The 19,981-nt window shown below is 58.8% G+C and carries 19 protein-coding genes; 7 read left to right on the forward strand and 12 right to left on the reverse strand.

Features of this window, described 5'->3' with window-relative positions; genetic code table 11:
• Positions 1–144: 144 nt before the first annotated feature.
• The 4 genes from rplI to rpsF form a co-directional block, all read right to left on the reverse strand.
• Entirely contained in the window at positions 145–765 is a 621-nt protein-coding gene (gene rplI / locus RIB87_RS00115) for a 50S ribosomal protein L9 (RefSeq protein ID WP_350142281.1), read from the reverse strand.
• Positions 766–861: 96 nt separating this feature from the next.
• Complete coding sequence (locus tag RIB87_RS00120; protein ID WP_350142282.1) at positions 862–1,947, reverse strand: DUF2232 domain-containing protein; 1,086 nt, start codon at positions 1,945–1,947, stop codon at positions 862–864.
• A 128-nt stretch (positions 1,948–2,075) separates the two neighbouring features.
• The gene (gene rpsR / locus RIB87_RS00125; RefSeq protein ID WP_350142283.1) at positions 2,076–2,324 is read right to left on the reverse strand and encodes a 30S ribosomal protein S18; all 249 of its coding nucleotides are present in this window, start codon (positions 2,322–2,324) and stop codon (positions 2,076–2,078) included.
• The gene (rpsF, locus tag RIB87_RS00130) at positions 2,321–2,794 is read right to left on the reverse strand and encodes a 30S ribosomal protein S6 (protein WP_350142284.1); all 474 of its coding nucleotides are present in this window, start codon (positions 2,792–2,794) and stop codon (positions 2,321–2,323) included. Before rpsF ends, rpsR begins: the two co-directional genes overlap by 4 nt.
• A 352-nt stretch (positions 2,795–3,146) precedes the next feature.
• Here rpsF and fabD point away from each other — a divergent pair, with 352 nt between their 5' ends.
• The 7 genes from fabD (at position 3,147) to gmk (ending at position 9,423) form a co-directional block, all read left to right on the forward strand.
• Positions 3,147–4,109: an ACP S-malonyltransferase gene (gene fabD / locus RIB87_RS00135; protein ID WP_350142285.1), complete on the forward strand. Its 963-nt coding sequence runs from the start codon at positions 3,147–3,149 to the stop codon at positions 4,107–4,109.
• Positions 4,110–4,160: 51 nt separating this feature from the next.
• Positions 4,161–4,898, forward strand: a complete 738-nt coding sequence (gene fabG, locus RIB87_RS00140; RefSeq protein ID WP_350142286.1) for a 3-oxoacyl-[acyl-carrier-protein] reductase — start codon at positions 4,161–4,163, stop codon at positions 4,896–4,898.
• 224 nt (positions 4,899–5,122) lie between these two features.
• Positions 5,123–5,362: an acyl carrier protein gene (locus RIB87_RS00145; RefSeq protein WP_350142287.1), complete on the forward strand. Its 240-nt coding sequence runs from the start codon at positions 5,123–5,125 to the stop codon at positions 5,360–5,362.
• Positions 5,363–5,503: 141 nt separating this feature from the next.
• On the forward strand, positions 5,504–6,769 hold the full coding sequence (gene fabF, locus RIB87_RS00150; protein WP_350142545.1) for a beta-ketoacyl-ACP synthase II: 1,266 nt from the start codon (positions 5,504–5,506) through the stop codon (positions 6,767–6,769).
• 49 nt (positions 6,770–6,818) lie between these two features.
• On the forward strand, positions 6,819–7,880 hold the full coding sequence (mltG, locus tag RIB87_RS00155; protein ID WP_350142288.1) for an endolytic transglycosylase MltG: 1,062 nt from the start codon (positions 6,819–6,821) through the stop codon (positions 7,878–7,880).
• A gap of 9 nt (positions 7,881–7,889) precedes the next feature.
• On the forward strand, positions 7,890–8,792 hold the full coding sequence (locus RIB87_RS00160; RefSeq protein ID WP_350142289.1) for a YicC/YloC family endoribonuclease: 903 nt from the start codon (positions 7,890–7,892) through the stop codon (positions 8,790–8,792).
• A 25-nt stretch (positions 8,793–8,817) separates the two neighbouring features.
• Complete coding sequence (gmk, locus tag RIB87_RS00165) at positions 8,818–9,423, forward strand: guanylate kinase (protein ID WP_350142547.1); 606 nt, start codon at positions 8,818–8,820, stop codon at positions 9,421–9,423.
• A 9-nt stretch (positions 9,424–9,432) separates the two neighbouring features.
• Here gmk and RIB87_RS00170 read toward each other — a convergent pair whose 3' ends face one another.
• The 8 genes from RIB87_RS00170 to lptF form a co-directional block, all read right to left on the reverse strand.
• Positions 9,433–10,482 (reverse strand): alcohol dehydrogenase, encoded by a 1,050-nt coding sequence (locus tag RIB87_RS00170; protein WP_350142290.1) that lies wholly within the window; start codon positions 10,480–10,482, stop codon positions 9,433–9,435.
• Positions 10,483–10,542: 60 nt separating this feature from the next.
• Positions 10,543–11,676, reverse strand: coding sequence for an iron-containing alcohol dehydrogenase (locus RIB87_RS00175; RefSeq protein ID WP_350142291.1), 1,134 nt, complete (start codon positions 11,674–11,676; stop codon positions 10,543–10,545).
• 152 nt (positions 11,677–11,828) lie between these two features.
• Positions 11,829–12,674, reverse strand: coding sequence for a 16S rRNA (adenine(1518)-N(6)/adenine(1519)-N(6))-dimethyltransferase RsmA (gene rsmA, locus RIB87_RS00180; RefSeq protein WP_350142292.1), 846 nt, complete (start codon positions 12,672–12,674; stop codon positions 11,829–11,831).
• Positions 12,675–12,702: 28 nt separating this feature from the next.
• Complete coding sequence (gene pdxA, locus RIB87_RS00185) at positions 12,703–13,755, reverse strand: 4-hydroxythreonine-4-phosphate dehydrogenase PdxA (RefSeq protein WP_350142293.1); 1,053 nt, start codon at positions 13,753–13,755, stop codon at positions 12,703–12,705.
• Complete coding sequence (locus RIB87_RS00190) at positions 13,752–15,083, reverse strand: peptidylprolyl isomerase (protein WP_350142294.1); 1,332 nt, start codon at positions 15,081–15,083, stop codon at positions 13,752–13,754. The genes pdxA and RIB87_RS00190 overlap by 4 nt, the downstream gene beginning before the upstream one ends.
• Before the next feature lie 200 nt (positions 15,084–15,283).
• Positions 15,284–17,467: an LPS-assembly protein LptD gene (locus RIB87_RS00195; RefSeq protein WP_350142295.1), complete on the reverse strand. Its 2,184-nt coding sequence runs from the start codon at positions 17,465–17,467 to the stop codon at positions 15,284–15,286.
• Between the two features lie 90 nt (positions 17,468–17,557).
• The gene (lptG, locus tag RIB87_RS00200) at positions 17,558–18,649 is read right to left on the reverse strand and encodes an LPS export ABC transporter permease LptG (RefSeq protein ID WP_350142296.1); all 1,092 of its coding nucleotides are present in this window, start codon (positions 18,647–18,649) and stop codon (positions 17,558–17,560) included.
• Positions 18,646–19,818 (reverse strand): LPS export ABC transporter permease LptF, encoded by a 1,173-nt coding sequence (gene lptF, locus RIB87_RS00205; protein WP_350142297.1) that lies wholly within the window; start codon positions 19,816–19,818, stop codon positions 18,646–18,648. Before lptF ends, lptG begins: the two co-directional genes overlap by 4 nt.
• Between the last annotated feature and the right edge of the window lie 163 nt (positions 19,819–19,981).

Consider the following 19,981-nt stretch of genomic DNA (forward strand, 5'->3'; position numbering starts at 1 on the left):
TGCTGACAGAATCAAGTGCTCGAAGTTGGGCATTTCTGTGAATGTATCAGGCAGCGCAGACAAATGAGGTGACACAAAAACGCCGCTTCCCTCAAGTGGGAAGCGGCGTCTTGTCAGCGCATTACTTTAGTGTGGTGGTCAGTATCACGCCTTATCGTCCACGCTGTCTTCATCCGCACCAGCGTCATCATCACCCTCTTCAAGGGCAGCAGCAGCGTCAGCGTCCTCAAACACTTCTTCCGCCAGCAGTGCTGCTTCTTCTTCCTCGTCCGTGCGATCAACAGTCACGTCTTCACCGCGGGCCTGACGCTCGGCTTCGTCCTGCGTACGCGCCACGTTGACGGTGACGGTAGCAGACACTTCCGGGTGCAGGCGCACCAGCACTTCGTGGAGGCCAAGGGTCTTGATCGGGCGCTGCAGATCCACCTGCTGGCGCTCAATCGAAAAACCGCCTTCAGTCAGACCTTCGGCAATGTCGCGGGTAGCAACGGAGCCGTAGAGTTGTCCGCTTTCAGATGCCTGACGGATCACAATCACGCTTTGGCCGTCGAGCTTGACCTGTACGGCTTCGGCTTCACCCCGAAGCTCAAGGTTGCGGGCTTCAAGCTGTGCGCGTTCGGTTTCAAAGCGCTGACGGTTGGCCTTGTTGGCGCGCAAAGCCTTGCCGCGGGGCAGCAGGAAGTTGCGGGCATAGCCGGGTTTTACGTCAACGACGTCGCCCATCTGGCCGAGCTTCTCGACGCGTTCTAGCAGAATAACATCCATTGGGTTTAGTCCTCGTTCCAGCAAGCGTGGCCGCAGCACCCTGTGTGCCCGGTCCTTTGCGCCTGTCCCGCGCAGCCCCTTGTCAGGTGATGGCGGTTAGCGGTCGATGTGTGTGGGTGCGTCAGGCGGGCCTGAACTGCCCGCGCCATAGCGCGCCCGAAGTCCCATCCATGCCTCAACCAGCCCCAGAATGCCGACCAGCAGAATAAGCCAGCCAAACAGCGCAAGAGCCACATAAAACACGGCGAGAATGGCAGGTCGTCCCTGCCAGCCGCGCGAGATAGCATGAATTGTCACCAGCCCCAACAGCAAATAGGGCACAAACAAGAGTGCCGCCAGCGACACGCCGGCGAAACCCAGCTCGCCGGGCAAAAAACCCAGCACCAGCGACACTGGAAACAAAATCAGAAATGCCTGCGGATAGGACATGCCCAGAATGTCAGGTGTCGGGCGGGCAGCCAGCCCTGAACGCGATACAATCAGCTGGGCAATCAGCATGTTGGCCAGCGTCATGATCAGCCACATGCCTGCTGCTGTGGCAGGCACAAAGGCTGCGACCATGGTCAAGAACTCGGCCGCTGAAATATCCATGCCCTGCGCATCCAGCATGTTGCGCAGTTCGCCGGTATCAACGATGCCAGTATTGATCATCTGCACAATGGCGCTGCGAATGCCGCCATCTGCGGCCATCATCGATAGGATTGAGACCACCAGCAGTGCAGCGGCAATTGCGGTTGTCCAGACAACCAGCATACCCGGCGGATACCATTCCACTTGCGGTGCTGGTTCATCCTCCGGCGGGCCGTCGCGGCGACCATCTGCAACAGCCTGATGATGCGCCTCGCGCGCCCGCGCGGCGCGCGCTGCCGCAGACGCACCACGTCCACCGGCGGTGCGTGACATCAAGGCCAGGCGCACCAGCCAGATAGGCGCCAGTGCTGCAACGCTGAAAAATACAATGCCACCTGAGATGCCGCTGAGCAGCGCCATCACCACGAGGCCAACACTCCCGGCGATCAACGCAGTGAGCGTACCCCAGCCGAGGCCGGCAATGAATATCGGGAGAGGCGCGAGATAGGCCAGAATAAGAGCCGGCGACGCGCCGGCCGACGCTCCGGCATACAAAACCGAACTGGCAAGCCCTGCCAGAATGCCAATCAGCCAATAGGGAAGGTTAGCCATGCGGTGTGCGCGTCACTGTTCCAGTGGGGCGTGCTCATAGTAGGGCGCGCTCAACCCGGGCAAGCTTGCCGTTGAAGGAAAAGGGCCTGCTCCCAAACAGGGATGCAGGCCCTTTCTATTCGTGCGTATCAGTCAACCACATAGGGCAGCAAGGCCATGAAGCGGGCGCGCTTGATGGCGCGGGCCAGTTCACGCTGCTTCTTGGCGGAAACCGCCGTAATGCGGCTTGGCACAATTTTGCCGCGCTCCGAGATGTAGCGCTGCAACAGCCGGGTGTCCTTGTAATCGATCTTCGGCGCATTGGCCCCGGAGAACGGGCAGGTCTTGCGGCGGCGGAAGAATGGCCGACGCGCGGCATCTGACTGGATGATCTTCATGCGGGTGTTCCTTCTGCAGCGGCGGCAGGTGCGCGCTCTTCACGGTCGCCCCTTGGCCGGTCATCGCGAGGCTTGTCGTCACGATCACCACCACGCGGGCGATCATCACGATCACGGCCACCACGGCCACCACGACGGTCGTCACGACCGCGCGACTGCATCATGGCTGACGGGCCTTCCTCGTGCTCTTCGACGCGCAGCGTGATGAACCGCAGAATGTCGTCATGCAGACGCATCTGGCGTTCCATCTCAGCAACCGCGTCATGCGGCGCATCGATGTTGAGCAGGGTGTAGTGACCCTTGCGGTTTTTCTTCACTTTGTAGGCGAGGGTCTTGATGCCCCAGTACTCTGATTTTGCAACCGAGCCGCCATTGCTTTCCAGCACGGTCTTGAACTCCTCGGTGAGGGCCTCAACCTGCTGCGCCGACACATCCTGTCGGGCAATAAATACGTGTTCGTAAAGCGCCATGAAAATGGGCTCCCCTAACAAATCCGCCGATCCGGGCGCGAAGCCCCGTTCTTCGTCTGGAGATGGGGACATCTCCGTCATGACGAACCGGGCGGGAACACTGGAAAACCGTTGTGCCAAGCACGTAATCTGGTGTGCAAACAGGCAAGCGCTAAAGCGCCGTTCCTTCAGCCCCCGGCTCCGGACCTTGAGCGAAGCGGGGGAAATACGTGAAGTAGCGCCTGAAAGCAAGCCCACTTGGCACCGGCGGACCAAGGCGCGCGACCTTGACTCATATGGTCTGCCCGGTGTCTCTCCGGGGAAACGCTTTCCAAAGCGACGAGTCGAGGAACCGGCAGGCGAGGAGCCAAGTATGAGCGACACCCCAACCCGCGCATTTACCTTTCCCGGACAGGGCGCTCAGGCCGTTGGAATGGGCAGAGAACTGGCTGAATCGTTTGCCCCGGCAAAAGCTGTTTTTGACGAAGTGGACGAAGCGCTGGGCCTGAAGCTCACATCAATCATGTGGGACGGCCCGGAAGAAGATCTGACCCTGACCATGAACACCCAGCCCGCGCTCATGGCCGTGTCGATGGCATTTTTCCGGGTACTTGAAGCCGAAGTGGGCCTCGACCTCTCCAAGCACGCTAAATTTGTGGCAGGGCATTCGCTTGGCGAATACTCGGCCCTGTGTGCGGCGGGATCGCTGGACCTGACGACAACCGCCCGCCTGCTGCGGTTGCGCGGTGAGGCCATGCAACGCGCGGTGCCCGCAGGCAAGGGCGCGATGGCGGCAACGCTTGGACTGGCAAACGAAAAGGTCGCGGAAGCCGTTGCCGCTGCAGCTGCTGAAACCGGTGAGCCTGTGAGCGTCGCCAACGACAATGCAGACGGTCAGGTGGTTATTTCGGGCTCCAAAGCAGGTGTTGACCGCGCCTGTGAACTGGCCAAGGAAGCTGGTGCCAAGCGCGCCATGCCACTGGCCGTGTCAGCACCGTTTCACTCTTCGTTGATGCAGGCCGCCGCCGATGAAATGGCTGATGCCCTCAAGGACGTTGAGATCGCCGCCCCCAGTGTGCCAGTGGTGGCGAATGTGCGGGCAGAAGCCGTCAGCGATGCTGAGATACTCCGTACGCTCCTCGTGGAACAGATTACCGGTCAGGTCCGCTGGCGTGAAAGCGTCATCTATATGCGCGATCAGGGCGTCAGCGAACTGGTGGAGTGTGGCTCCGGCAAGGTGTTGACGGGCCTGACCAAGTGGATCGACAAATCCATCAAAGGTCAGACCATCAATTCGGTGGACGCCGTACGCGCGCTCGCGGAAGCTGGCCTTTAAGCCGCAAACCCAGACCCGACACCATTCAGAAGAACAACCGGAGTTTTCGCGATGTTTGACCTCACCGGCAAGACAGCCCTTGTGACCGGCGCAACCGGCGGCATCGGCGGGGCCATTGCACAGTCTTTGCACGCCCAAGGGGCCACCGTGGCCCTCTCCGGCACCCGTGAAAACGTGCTGGCAGATGTGGCATCAGACCTTGGAGACCGCACTCATGTGCTGCCCTGCAATCTCAGTGACCTTGAGGCGGTGGACGCGCTGGCCAAACAGGCCGAAGAGGCGATGGGGCAGGTGGATATTCTGGTCAACAATGCCGGCATCACTCGCGACAACATTTTCATGCGCATGAAAAATGATGAGTGGGACCAGGTGATTGCGGTCAACCTGACAGCAGCTTTCCGATTATCGCGCGGGCTGATGCGCGGCATGATGAAACGCCGCTGGGGCCGCATTGTCGGCATTACGTCCGTGGTGGGCGTGATGGGCAATCCGGGGCAGGCCAACTATGCGGCCGCCAAGGCGGGCATGATAGGCATGTCCAAATCAATGGCGCAGGAAGTGGCCAGCCGCGGCATCACCGTAAACTGTGTGGCGCCCGGTTTCATCCAGACCGCCATGACGGACGTTCTCGACGACAAGCAGAAAGAAACCATTTCGACGATGATTCCCGCAGGCCGTCTTGGCACCTCGCAGGAAATTGCCGCCGCCACGCTTTATCTTGCCAGTGAAGAAGCAGCCTACGTGACCGGCCAGACCATTCACGTGAACGGTGGTATGGCCATGATTTAGCCTTGATACGTGGCATGTTCCACGGTCAGGATACCCGTAATTGTTGACTTTTTATGCGCGTATTGCCTCCCATTGCCCTATGGCCTGCAATCTGGTCAAAGGAATATGAGTATGGTACCAAGCGACCGCTTTTATGAATTATGGCGGGCGGCGCGAGCCGACAGTACAAGCCCCAGATCAAGCCTCCGCAGGCTGGTCGCATACAATGAGCTGAGAGAAGAAATATGAGTGACATCGCAGAGAGCGTGAAAAAGATCGTCGTTGAACACCTCGGCGTCGAAGCCGACAAGGTCACCGAAAATGCCAGCTTCATCGACGATCTGGGCGCCGACAGCCTGGACACGGTGGAACTCGTGATGGCATTTGAGGAAGAGTTTGAAGTTGAAATCCCCGACGACGCCGCCGAAACCATTCTGACGGTTGGCGATGCGATCAACTTCATCAAGGCAAACGCCAGCAGCTAGGCTGTGGGCGGCAAATTTTGCGTGTTTTGACGGGCGGACATGTTTTGGCATGTTCGTCCGTCTTGCTATCTAATAGGCCGTCGTCGGGCATACTGGCTGCAGGCGCTGAAAAAAGAGTATCGGGAGAGCACCATGGTTGAACTGAGACGGGCCGTTGTAACCGGGCTGGGACTGGTAACGCCCCTTGGAACCGGCGTTGACGCTACATGGTCGCGGCTTCTTGATGGCCAGTCGGGCGCCGGGCCAATCACACGCTTTGATGCCTCCGGCTATCCCTGCCAGATCGCCTGCGAAGTAAAGCGCGGCGATGGCACAGATGGCACGTTCAATGCCGACGACTGGGTGGACCCCAAAGAACAAAAGCGCATGGATCCGTTCATCATCTATTCGCAGGCGGCCGCCAAGCAGGCGCTGGATGATGCCAACTGGCACCCTGAAAGCTACGAAGATCAGATTCGTTCCGGCGTGATTATAGGCTCAGGCATTGGCGGACTTCCCGGCATTGAAGAAGGCGCGCTGACGCTGCACAACAAAGGCCTGCGCCGCCTGTCGCCTTTTTTCATCCCCGGCCGCCTCATCAACCTGACATCGGGCTATGCCTCCATCCGCTGGGGCCTTAAAGGACCAAACCACTCGGTCGTCACAGCCTGTTCCACCGGAGCGCACGCCATCGGTGATGCGGCGCGGATGATCATGCTGGGCGATGCGGACGTCATGCTGGCGGGCGGTGCGGAAAGCGCCATCTCACCGCTTGGCATCGGCGGGTTTTGTGCCTGCCGCGCACTTTCCACCGGCTTCAACGACACACCGGAAAAGGGCTCGCGCCCCTACGACAAAGACCGCGACGGCTTTGTCATGGGAGAGGGCGCGGGCGTTGTTGTGGTTGAAGACTACGAACATGCCAAGGCTCGCGGTGCCAAAATCTATGCCGAAATTGTCGGCTACGGTATGTCCGGCGACGCGTACCATATTACCGCGCCCGCGGAAGACGGCGACGGTGCGTACCGCTCCATGCGCATGGCCATTGAGCGCGCAGGCATTTCGCCAGACGAGATCGACTATGTGAATGCTCACGGCACCTCCACGCCGTTGGGCGATGAAATTGAACTGCGCGCGGTTGAGCGCCTGTTCGGCAACGAGCAGCCGGATGTTTCCATGTCGTCCACAAAATCGGCCGTCGGCCATTTGCTTGGTGCTGCCGGTGCCGTCGAGGCGATTTTCTCGATGCTGGCCATCCGCGACAACGTCGTGCCGCCAACAATCAACCTTGATAATCCATCCGTTGAAACCGCCCTTGATCTGGTGGCCAACACCAAAAAAGAGAAGGAAGTGAACATCGCGCTGTCCAATTCCTTCGGCTTTGGCGGCACAAATGCTTCACTCGTCTTTAAGGCTGTTGAGGCATAAAAAGACAACGGCACCTCAGACCTTAGATCACTAAGATGGCACGGCGCGCATGAACGAAATGCCTGACAGCGAAAACGGCCCCACTGGCACTGAGCCTCGCGTAAAAGGTCGCAAGCGCCGCGCTGCGGCACGGGGCATCGCATTTTTCGTGGTCGCGTTTGTTGTGGCGCTGGCGATTGTTGGCACGCCCATGTGGCTGGCCTGGCGTGGCTTTACCGGACCCAGCGAAATCCCTGACCGGACAACGGTACTCATTGAAGAAGGCTCAGGCCTTAACCGCATTGCCAGCCAGCTCGAGAGTGAAGGGCTTGTGGCCAATGCGCTGATGTTCCGCGCGGGCGTTGAGCTGCACCGCAAATCGTCAGCGCTCAAGGCCGGTGAATACGAAATCCCGCGTCACGCCAGTATGCGCCAGATCATGCGTATTCTCGTGGATGGAAAACCCATTCTGCATCCCATCACGCTGTGGGAGGGCATGACCTCCTGGGAGATCGTCGAGCATCTCAAGCTCCAACCCGTCCTTACCGGCATAGTGCCGTTTGTGCCTGCTGAGGGAACACTTCTTCCCGAAACATATCTGGTCACGCGCGGCACGTCCCGGCAGGAGGTGATTGACCGTATGCAGCGCGCGCAGGCAAAGGTCATTGAGGAATTGTGGCCCAACCGCGCCGAAGGGTTGCCATTTTCCACGGTCGAGGAAGCGCTGATTCTGGCGTCGATCGTTGAGAAGGAAACCGGGCAGGGCGATGAGCGTCCCAAGGCTGCCAGCGTGTTCATCAACCGGCTCAATCTGGGTATGCGTCTTCAGTCCGATCCTACCATCATCTATGGCATAACCATGGGACAGGGGGCGCTGGGCCGCCGCATCCGCCGCTCTGAGCTTGATGGCGTAACGCCGTACAACACCTATCAGATTGACGGTCTGCCACCCACGCCCATCGCCAACCCAGGCGAGGCATCCATTGCGGCTGTGCTGAACCCGGCGGACACTGAGTATCTGTTCTTTGTGGCTGACGGTACTGGCGGTCACGCATTTGCCCGCACCAACCGCGAGCACGCAAACAATGTGCGGGCATGGCGACAGATACAGCGCGAGCGCGGACTGCGCTAAGGTGCGGCCATGACACTCAAAAGCATGACGGGATTCGGCCGTGCCGAAGGCGCCCGCACCAACAGCTTAGGCGACCAGTGGCAGTGGCATTGGGAAATCAAAACCGTCAACGCACGCGGCCTCGACATCCGCCTGCGGATGCCACCTGGCCTGGATGCTGTCGAGCGCGATGTACGCAAGGCGCTGCAGACCGCCCTCAGGCGCGGCGCTTGCCAGGTCGCGCTGACCCTTGAACGGTCGAGCGATACAGCGCAGGTGCGCGTCAACGAGGAGCTTGCCGCGCGCCTGACAACAGACCTACAGGCGCTGGCCCATAAACTTGGCACGCCCTCGCCAACGCTTGATGCAGTGCTATCTATCCGAGGCGTTGTGGAAGTTGCCGAAGAGCCGGTTGATGAAACCGAAGCAGCGGCACGCGAGGCGGCCATTACAAAGTCCTTTGGCGACGCTGTTGAGAGTCTGCTCACATCGCGCACCGACGAAGGCAACAAGCTACACGCCGTGCTCGAAGCAGTGTTGCTGGAAACCGAAACGCTGGTAAACCGCGCTGCTGATCTGGCTGCCACAACACCCCAAGAGCTTCAGGCGCGCCTTGAGGAACAGGTGCACGCGCTGTTGGCAGACAGGGCCGAGATGCCCGCAGACCGCATCATTCAGGAAGTGGCGCTGCTGGCTGGCAAGGCCGACATCCGAGAGGAACTTGACCGCCTGCGTGCCCACATCACGCAGGCCCGTGACCTCTTGGCCAGCGGCGAAGCGGTTGGCCGCAAACTTGATTTTCTGGCGCAGGAGTTCAACCGTGAAGCGAACACCCTGTGTTCCAAATCATCCAACAGCGAGTTGACGCGGATCGGCCTTGATATGAAGGCGGCCATCGAACAGTTGCGCGAACAGGTGCAAAACGTTGAGTGATCTTTCCATCAAACGCCGCGGGCTGATGTTTGTCATGTCGTCGCCGTCAGGGGCGGGTAAAACAACGCTCTCACGTGGCCTGCTTGAAACCGACGACGAAATTTTCATGTCCGTTTCCGCAACAACACGCCTGCCACGGCCCGGCGAGGTTGACGGCAAGGACTACTTTTTCGTCAGCGTCGAAGAGTTCGGCCTGATGGTGAACAGGTCAGAGTTTCTGGAACATGCAAAGGTGTTCGGGAACTACTACGGCACGCCACGCGCGCCGGTTGAAACAGCGTTGAGTTCGGGCCGTGATGTGCTGTTTGATATTGATTGGCAGGGCACCCAGCAGCTCAAGCAGAATGCCGGAGCAGACGTTGTGAGCATCTTCATTTTGCCACCGTCAACGCAGGAGCTTGAGCGCCGCCTCCATGCCCGCGCGCAGGACAGTGCCGAAGTTGTGGCAGGTCGCATGGCCAAGGCCGCTGACGAAATGAGCCATTGGGCTGAGTATGATTACATCATCGTCAACCAGGATGTGACCCAAAGCGCCGCACAGGTGCGGGCGATCCTTGACGCGGAACGCCTGAAACGCCCGCGCCAGACCGGCCTTGACGGCTTTGTAAAAGGCCTGCGTGAAGGCCTTTAGAAAGTGCCTTTAGGGCACCAGCACCACGCGACCCAAAACGGACCCCTGACGCAGATCCTCGAGCGACTGTGTGGCTTTATCCATGCCGCGTTCTTCAACGGGGATCGGGTCAACCTTGCCCGCACGCACCAGCTCCATCATGTCAGCCGCCTCCTGCGGCGAGCCCACAAAGGAGCCTGCAATCGTAAGAGCGCGCATGGGGAACATCGGGATAGGCATGGCAAAACCACCGCCAAACAGACCAACGACCACAACCTGCCCGCCTTTGCGCACAACCGATGAGGCAAACGCCAGGGACGATTCAGAGCCGACAAAATCAATCGCGGCATAGGCACCGCCATTGGTATCAGCAATAACCTGCTGGACAGCACCTTCATCCTTGGGGTTGTACACAGCCGCCGCGCCGGCACCCTGTGCCGCCTGCAGCTTGCCCGCATCCACGTCCGCCGCAAGCGGAGCTGAGGACAACAGCGCGCGGGCAAATTGAATGCCCATCATGCCAACGCCGCCGCACCCGACAATCACCACCTTGTCGTCGGGGCCGGGATCACCTATCCGCTTGATGGCGGAATAGGCCGTGAGGCCGGAACACATATAGGTGGCCGCCAAACCTTCCGTCACACCGGTGCGATCCAGCAGATACTTCTGGTCCGGAACCAGCACATGAGTTGCAAAACCGCCGGCCACATTGATGCCAAGCTGGCGCGGCTTGTTGCAATAGTGTTCGTCGCCACGTTCACAGGTGGGGCACTCACCGCAGCCGATCCACGGATACACCACGTAGTCGTCGCCTAGCTTGATGCCCTCCACGTCAGGGCCAACAGCTTCCACCACGCCTTCAATCTCATGGCCGAGGGTAAACGGCAGTTTGCGACCACCCTTCACGTCAAGCTTGTTACCACCGCCCATATCGAAGTAGCCGTCATGCAGGTGCACATCTGAGTGGCAGACACCACAATGAGACACTTTGATGAGCACTTCGCGGCCCTGCGGCTGCGGTGTGTCCGAGGTGGTTTCTTCAAGTGCTTCGCCATAGGTGACGATTGACTGGCTCTTCATGGCAGGTAACTCCTTGGCAACGGATGGTGTGTGTCGGCGGCGGGCAGGGCGTGGCTGGCTTTAGCCGATGGCCTGCTCAAACAGTTTTTCATAATCGCTGGCTTCAAGCGGGCGCGGATTGGTGAAGGTGCTCACATCCGTCAGCGCATTTTCAACAATGCCCGGCGTGTTCATGCTGACGCCCATCTCGCCAAGGTTTTTTGGCATACCCAGCTTGGCGTTGATGGCTTCAATCGCTTCCGCCAGATCAGCATTTGGTGCAAGCCCCATGGCGTCGCGAATGCGCTCATATTTGTCGCCCACATGGCCCTCGTTGTAGCGAAGGATAGTCGGCAGAATGACAGCGTTCAGCGTGCCGTGGTGCAGGCGCAATTCTTTCACCCGACCGCATGCATGGCTCATGGAGTGAACAGCGCCCAACCCCTTGATAAAGGCCATCGCTCCTTCGCTGGCGGCCATCATCATGTTGTAACGCGCATCCCGGTCCTGACCATCCGCAACGGCACGTTCGAGGTAGCCAAGCTTGACTGCGCGCCGCAGACCATCCAGACCCACGGCTTCCGCAGGCGGGTTTTCGATTGGCGACAGCACAGCCTCGATGCAGTGTGTGACGGCATCCATGCCGGTCGCTGCCGTCAGGCGGGCAGGCAGACCAAGCGTGAGTTCCGGGTCGCAGATAGCAACATTTGGCAGCATCTTCTGGCTGGCAAAAATCAGCTTGCGTCCGTCCTGCGTGATGATGACCGAACCGACAGAGACTTCCGAGCCCGTGCCAGCCGTTGTGGGCATGGCAATGTGCGGCGCCATGTCGCCGATCAGCGCGCCGCCGCCTTCGATGGCTGCATATTGCGTAAGCGGACCCTTATGCGTGGCCAGTAGCGCGAGCCCCTTGGCAAGGTCCATGGATGAGCCGCCCCCCAGGCTCACGACACCGTCGCAACCAGCATCCTGATATTGCTTTAGCGCCTCAAGAGTTGCTTCTTCCGTCGGGTTTTCCGGTGTGCCGTCAAAAACCTCCGGCGCAAACTCGTTGCCCATTGCTTCGCGGGCTTTGTCCAGAATGCCGGCGGCAACAATGCCTTTGTCGGTCACAATCATTGGACGCTTGATGCCAAGCTGCTTGAGCGTATCCGCCAGCATCGAGCGGGCACCAAAGTCAATATGGGTTGTCGTGAGATAATTGAGCGTTGCCATTACATGCGTTCCTTGAGTCCCTGGAAAACCGGGCCATTCCAGCAATGACCCAATCAGCCGACATTATGTCAGTTCATTGTTGGCGCTACTGTGCCACTCGCACGGCGTGGCCACAACATGGATCGACCACAATACCGGCGCAAAAAGAAAGCCTATCGGGGTGCCATTTCAAGCCGCCGGGCAAGACTGAGGAAGTCGGCAACGGTCAGGCGCTCAGCGCGTGTCGTTGGGTCAATGCCAACTGCCGCACAGTGCGCTTCAGGGTCGCGGAACACCTGCTTGAGTGACGCCCGCAGCATCTTGCGACGTTGGCCGAAAGCCGCCGCGGTCACCTTCTCGACGCTGGCCAGCGATGGGTCATCCGGCGCTGCCTCACGCGGCATGAGGTGTACGATGCTCGACATCACTTTAGGCGGTGGCGTGAAGGCACGCGGGTCCACGTCAAACACAATTGCCGCTTTGGCGCGCCACTGGGAAATGACCGACAGACGGCCATATGATTTGGTTCCCGGTGCCGCAACAATCCGCTCGGCGACTTCGCGCTGGAACATCAGCGTCATGCTGGCAAACCATGACGGCCACGTGTCAAGGCTCAGCCATTTGAGCAGCAGCGCGGTTGAAATGTTGTAGGGCAGGTTGGCAACAATCCGCGCGCCGGGCTGTACATGTGAACCCTCATCCACCTGCATCGCATCAGCCTCAATAAGCTCCAGTCGTCCGGGATAAGCCGCGGCAATTTCGCCAAGTGCCGCCACGCAACGTGCGTCGCGCTCGACAGCAACCACGCGCCGGGCACCTTCCATCAGCAAGGCGCGCGTAAGACCGCCGGGGCCGGGGCCGATTTCAACAACGTCGCACGATGACAAGTCGCCCGCCGCCCGCGCAATGCGGCGGGTCAGATTGAGATCCAGCAAAAAATGCTGGCCCAGTGATTTGCGCGCATCAAGCCCATGGCTCGCAATGACATCGCGCAGAGGCGGAAGCCCGTCATCGCTCATTGGCCGACCCGTATCATGGCGTGCCGTATCATGAGATCGCCTTGCGGCGATTCTCAGCACATGAAGCTGCAAGTTTCATCGCGGCGATCAGGCTGTCGGCGCGGGCTTCTCCGCGCCCGGCAATGTCCAGCGCCGTGCCGTGATCAGGGGAACTGCGCACTATCGGCAGGCCAAGTGTGATATTCACGCCTTGGTCAAAATCCAGCGTCTTGAGCGGGATCAGCGCCTGATCGTGATACATGCACAAAACAGCGTCAGCCTGCTCGCGGGCACGAGCATGAAACAACGTATCGGCAGGGTGTGGCCCGTTGGCGCGAATGCCCTGCTGGCGAAGCGCCTCAATCGCAGGCGCGATAATCTCGCGTTCCTGTGTGCCAAGTGTGCCCCCTTCACCGGCATGGGGATTAAGTGCTGCGACAGCAAGGCGCGGCGACTTTATGCCAAAATCGGTTCTGAGCGCTGCCGCCGTGACGCGGCCTGCATGAATAATCGTCTGTGTATTCAGGCTCTGCGCTACATCAGCCAGTGGCATATGGATAGTGACCGGCACGACCTTCAACTGAGGCGACACAAGCATCATTACCGGTGCGCCCTCGGCACCCGTGAGGGCAGCAAGGTATTCCGTGTGCCCCGGATATCTGAAGCCCGCCTCATAGAGGGTTTGTTTTTGAATGGGGTTGGTCACAACCGCGCAGGCCTGACCTTCAAATACCCATTGTGTGGCAATCTCGATCGACCCCATGACCGCTTCCGCATGGGCAACAGATGGTGTGCCGGCTATGGGAGGTGGCGAAAGTGGCTCGTCAAGCGCTGCAACGGGAAGGGAGTGGGCAAATGCATCAAATGCCTGTCTGGCGCTGCTGACGCGGACAATCGGCACGTCAACGCCTAGTGATGCAGCTTCAGCCGCAAGACGCGCCGGGTCGTCAATGGCAACGAACGCAGGCAGGTCATGTGTAAGCCGGGACAGCCATGCCTTGATGAGTATTTCGCCGCCTATCCCGGACGGCTCTCCCATCGTCACGGCAAGCGGAGCGGTCAGATCAGATGGCAGCCCTTGATTGGCAGGAGCCTGCGTCACCGCATTTCAACGACGGCGTTGCGCCGCAGATCACGCAGATAGCGGCGCGACATCATGGCCAGTTCCTGATTGAAAAGCTGATTTTCAATGTCATCACGGCTGGGCAATTCGCGCTCTGTCATGGTGCGACTGCACAACACAATCAGCTCAATGCCTTCCGGCGTGCGCTGAGGGGCGCCCCACTGGTTTGGCTGTAATGCCAGCAGCGCTGGGCGCGCCGGTTCAGGGAACGCGCGCATCGGCCTGTTCTCAATCCTGTTGAACCGGGCCTCAGGGTCGATCGACCTGCCAAGGGCCTCAAGCTGGCCACATGCAATCGGGCGTTCCAGGGCCTGGCGGACGGCATTGCTGTTACGGGCAAGTCGCTCGCGCGGGAGATCATCCGCAAACGGAATATTGACGGCTTCCAGCGTGATGGTTGAATCCATAGGGTCCTGCTGGTCGCCCGCCAGCCGCCGATCACGCAGCTGCAAAATATGAAAACCGCTGACGGTGCGGATCGGGTCTGATACCTGACCCACCTGCATCCGTCGCAATACCGAGTTGAGCTCGTCTGAAAACTGCCCGTCAATAATCCAACCGGCATCACCGCCATTGGCAGCCGTCGGTGCCTGACTGAACTGGCCGGCAATCGCGCGAATGTCGCCCCCCAAACGAATCTGCTCGGCGAGTTGCGCAGCGGATGCCCGTGCCTCGGCTTCCTCGTCGGGGCTTTCGACAGGAATCAGAACCTCTGACACCAGATAGGATGCCTGCTCCGACTGATTGATGATGCGCTCCAGCACAGTGTCAACTTCGGTGTCTGTTACGGTAACGCGGGGGCCAAACCGGTTTTGCACCAGCTCGTTCCATGCAAGCTCTGCATAAACCTGCGTGCGCAAGGTGGTCGCGTTGACGTTAACGCTCTCAAGAAACGCTTCGATTTGCTCAAGCGTCATGTTGTTGCGGCCACCAAGCCGCTCAATCGCCTGATTGACCTGGTCCTCGTCAACCGTGATGTTGTTTTCGGTCGCTTCCTGAATCTGCAGCCGTTCGTCAACCAGGGTACGCAGTATCTGAGGTCTGATGCGTTCCAGGTTTTCAGGTGTTGGTGGGACACCTGCTGTTGCAACAATCAGCCCCAGTCGCTGGTCAAGGTCATAGCCCGAGATAACGCTGTCATTCACGATAGCGGCAATCCGCTGCACCATTTGTGCGGAAGCAGGCGCAGGCATGGTCAGCATCAGCGGTGCGGCAAACAGTGCAAGTCCGGCAAGCCCGCCGACAGCGGCAGGCAGCCACGAAACTGCCAGGCGATCCATGAATGATGTGAGTTTTTTTGAGCTCATTTTCGTTGTGTAACTTTGCTTACTGGCGGCGCAGTTTTCCGCCGCTTGGAGGTCTGAACCGGCATTGAAAATGTTGCCGCATCTTTCCGCGCGGCGTCGACATTCTCATCTTGTGCCCCCGCAAGTGATGCTGAGCATAGAGAATGTTGTCCGCCAATCAAGCCGTTGCAACACCCGCGCGACTCTCTGATCGCAGGTGCCTAATTGCCTGTTGGGCCCGCAACATCTGTGGTGCCGCCGAACTCGCCCAATGTAACAAGCTCAATCCTGAAAACCACGGACGTTGTCGGCTCAATATCGCGGTCGCGAATGAAGCTTTGTTCAAAAGCGAGGCTGAACAGGAAGCATTCGTCGAGGTAGGTGAGGCCTATCCAGTTCGAGACCATAGCCGAGCGTCTCAGGTCACGGCGCGCTGAAGCGCTCAGCCACCAGTCATCCGTAAAATTGTAGGAGAACCCCCCATTTATTTCCTCACCCTCGCGGCGGTTGGTTGTATCCAGGCTCTGATCCAGAAACACATAGTTCGCATAAAGCGCAAACGGGCGGTTCTCAAAGACATTGAAGCTGGACGTCAGGTCCACTTCGTTGCGCAGCAGTTTGCCGTCGGACGGGTCAACCCGAAACCGGCTGACCACATCCAGATAGGGTGCCGGGTTGATCTGAAGGCGACCTACAACATCTGATTCGCTGCTTTGCAAACCGCTGCCGCGCGGGAAAGCGGCACTGTCTTCCAGCTGGTAAGATTGCCCCAAGAGCAGATTGGCCTCCCCACCTTCATCGCCGACATAGGAATACTGAAGGCCGTAATTAACGCGTGCACCGTCTTCGAAACGGTCGAAGCCAGGATATCGGTTTCGATCAAAAAGGTGAGTGGTGTCAAAATCAACCGCCAGACTGTCGTCGTTGGGGATGTCTCGCGGATTGGAATTGCTCGGCGAGTAGATGGCCTGAACAATTGGCTCTATCACGTGCGCGCCGCCGCCGCTGTCGCTTATCCAGGGCCAGCTGTATTCAAGGCCCACAGTCGGGAGGAGGCGTGTTTGAACGGAAGACTGGTTCTTGCCACCCGGCACCAGAACATCCTCGTCCACCACATACACGTCGCCGCGGACGTCCACAAAAGCACCAAACTGTTCACCGGTACGTGCGGTTCGCGACAGGTCCCAGCCGATGTCGGCAGAGTATCTTTGGAAGCTGGTACCCTCGACGCGTTGCAGATTTAGGGCGTTGACACTCGCCTTTACCTGACCTCCGGCAATCAGCGGCTTGAAGTAGTACTCAGCGTCAATCAACGGCGCCACAAAGGGAATGCTGGCCTGATCGTCTGTTGTCAGCAGGCCCTGAAAATAAAATGCCTCCGCGCGGGCGTAGTTTCTCCCGTCAATGGTTTCAGCATAGGCTGTCGAGATCAGGTCGTTGTCGTTGAAAATGTCGTAGCGCCGTAAATAGGTCTCATCCGAGGTGAGTTTCAGTTCCAGCCCGGCAGTGGTCTTTTGCGTGATATCGAACTTGGCGTCTGCAAACACATGTCCGCGGAACGGCTCAATGGCATTGACGCCCACGGCATCTTCATCCGGCCATGTGGCGCTGGCATCGATAGTGTATTCGCCGAAGCCCAGATGATGGCGAAACTCGCCCGCATATACATGCCCCACTTCCGTTTGCCATCTCGGCCGGAAAGTGAAATCCATATTGGGCGCAATGTTCCAGAAGAACGGTGTTCTGACGCTTGTGCCGAAGTCTTCTGAAATGGCAATGGTCGGTGTCAGCAACCCTGTCTGGCGTTTGACGCTTGGGTCCGGGTGGCTGAAATAGGGCGTGTAGAAAACCGGGACACCAAAGAACTCGATAAAGGCGTCTTCGTACTCAACCCGCTTTTTTTCTTTGTCGTGTACGACTTTGAATGAGCGTATCTGCCACAACGGCGAAGAGTCCGGATCTTCCGCACATACATCGCAAACCGTATAGACGGCTTTGTTGAGCTCCGTCCTGTTGCCGGCGCTGCGCGTGCCAGAGTTGGCCGCAACACGCGCGTTGTCTTCCAACAACAGCCGCACCGTGTTGCCAACACCATCAGCAAAGTCATCCGAGAGAACCATCGTGTCGGCAAACATGACCTGTCCGTCAGGTTGCAGCAGACTGACATTGCCGCTTGCTGTCACCGTTTTGGTTCCGCGGTCATAGACCACGCTGTCAGCAAGGAGCACGTGACTGTCGGAGGTGATCTCGACATTGCCGTCAGCGGTGACAACGTCGTTGTCGCGGTCGTGGACCATTTCGTCGGCTTCAATGAGCACGGTGTCGCCTGCGACGTCAGCCGATTGCGCGACTGCGACCGAGGAGAGCGCTATGGCTGGCAATAGTGTGAATGCAGCAGCAAGCATGGCGGGACCCCGCGTCCGCACAGATGTGCGGGCGATCGGTCCGACCAAACGCATCAAGGCTGAAAAGACGCCCCCGTCCCCCATCTGGTGCTAACCATCCTCCTGGTGAAAAATCAGCGCTGCGCCAAGCATGGCACTGATAAAGGCCGGCGACCATGCGGCCAATACAACAGGCATAACCCCCCGTGCGCCCAACGCAAGGGTAACGTCGGTGAAAAAATACAGAAAAAAGCCACTGACCACGCCCGCCACAATAAGCTGGCCGATGCCCCCCAGCCGTGTCAGACGCAAACTGAAGCAGGCCGCAATCAGCACCATGGCGGCCATCAAAAAGGGCCGCGATGCCAACTGGTGCCAATGCAACTCATAGCGCAGCGCGGAAAAACCAGCCTCCTGTGCCGTTTCAATGAACTCCGGCAGATCCCAAAACGACAAAGTGTCGGGTGAGGCAAAACTTTCCTGTACCCGTTCAAGGGTCAGGCTGGTTGGCAGTTCGTACATCTCGTGAAACTGGCGTTGCTGGCCAGGTATTGTGACCTGCGCGTTGGATATCTGCCACCTGCCGACGGCAAGTGTTGCGGTATCCGCGTCAATGCGCCCGGTAAACTCCTCGTCATTGCCATACAGGAAAATGATGACATCGCGCAGGTCCACGCCCTGATTTGTGGCCCCCAGCGCATGGATCACTGACTGACCGGCTTCATCGGCCTGCCGTAGCCAAAGTCCTGATTCGGAAACCGCCAGTAGGCTGGTGCGCCCGCGCACATGTTCGGATTCCAGCGCTTCAAAGCGCGACACCATGGCAGACGCCAGCGGATTATAAACCGCCACCGCCCCCACGCCGATAAACAGCGCCAGCACAACAGCCGGAGCCAAAAACTGCCACGCCGAGACGCCGGATGCGCGGGCCACCACAAACTCATTTGAGCGTGACAGTTGCAGGAACGCCCACATTGAGCCGAACAACATTGAGAACGGCATCATTTTTTCGGAGATGCTCGGCAGCCTCAAGAGACCCATGGTCAGCACAGTGCCGAAGGGAACCTCGCGTGACCCGGTCCGCCGCAACAGCTCAACAAAATCAATTACGAAGGCCAACGCCATGCTGATGATGAATGCGGCGATGACGGCAAACAACACCCGCCGACCAAAATACAGGTACATGGTCCAGGGCAGTCTCATGATGCGCCTGCCTCCGCATTGCCGCTGTGTTTCAAACGATCACGGACCGCGAGAACCATTGCCGTGGGCCGCCAGCCATTGATGATTGCGCACGCCCCGGCGAGCGCCAGCAGTGGAACAAGATACTGGATGCTGATGAGTATCGGGTACCGAGTTGCCCAGCCGACTGCCGCCAGATCAAACAACCGAATGCCAAGGCCAAGCGCCACCGTAAGTGTAATACGCTTGCCGTAGCCCCGCCGGCTAAACTCATTGGGCAGCAATCCGGCCATGGCGAAGGCGGCCAGTACAAGTGCAAACAGCGGCGATGTTATGCGTGCATGACCTTCTGCAATAAGTTCATTCGCATACTGATTATCATAGGCCAGCGTCATGTCGGGCCATAGCAACTCGTGCAGATATCGCTCATAGGCCTTGAAATAGCGTTCGTCTGCGGGGTTGGAAAACTGGCTGAGGTCAAACGCATATTTGTCGAAATACAAAAAGTCGGTTTTACGGTTTTCGTCGCGTCGCTGAATGTTGCCATTCAGCATGATGAGCCGTGGACCTTCCGGCGTATCCACAAGCTGTCCGCGATCAGCGATGTAGCTAACGGGTTTGTCCTTGTCACGGTTGTCATGCACCAGCAGCCCTTCAATCAGACCGCCGGGAAGCCGGTTTTCCACAAACACCGTCAGACCGTCAGCCGGGAGGGTAAACTCACCTTCCTGTAGCAGCGACGAGGCAAACTGTGTGCGCATGTCCAGCAACACCGAGCGCATGTCGCGCATGGCCATGGGCAGCAGCAGCATGTTGACCAGGTAGGTGAGCAGCATGACCGCAATCGCGCAGGCAAAGATTGCCCGCGCCACGCGCCAGCGGCTCATGCCGGCTGCAAACATCACCACCAGTTCGCTGTCAGACCGCAATCTGTAAAGTGCATACAGGCACGCGAAAAACAAAGCGATGGGAAGCACCACCACCAGAATGGATGGTATGACGAGCACAGACAGATAAAGGAACACACCGATGTTCTGTCCCTGCTCAATCACATCATTGAGCAGTTCAAGCGACTGGGTAAGCCACACAACCCCGGTGAGAATGAGCAGGAAGATGAAGAACGGGCCGGTAATCAGCCGCGCCACATAAGTGTCGATCTTGAAAAAACGGGATGGGCGCTCGCTGGCCATCGGCCTCGTGTCCAGTCTTGTGTTTTCAACCCGTAAGGCCGCCCGCGCCACTGCAAGCGCCGCGCACGCAATTAAGGGCAGTACCGGGATAGGTTAAGCGCATTGCGATCCTTTTTGGTTAACGCCGTACGCCTGACAGGCTTCGTTTTGACCACCCCATTTC

This window comes from Pyruvatibacter sp. (assembly GCF_040219635.1).
Classification (GTDB): domain Bacteria; phylum Pseudomonadota; class Alphaproteobacteria; order CGMCC-115125; family CGMCC-115125; genus Pyruvatibacter.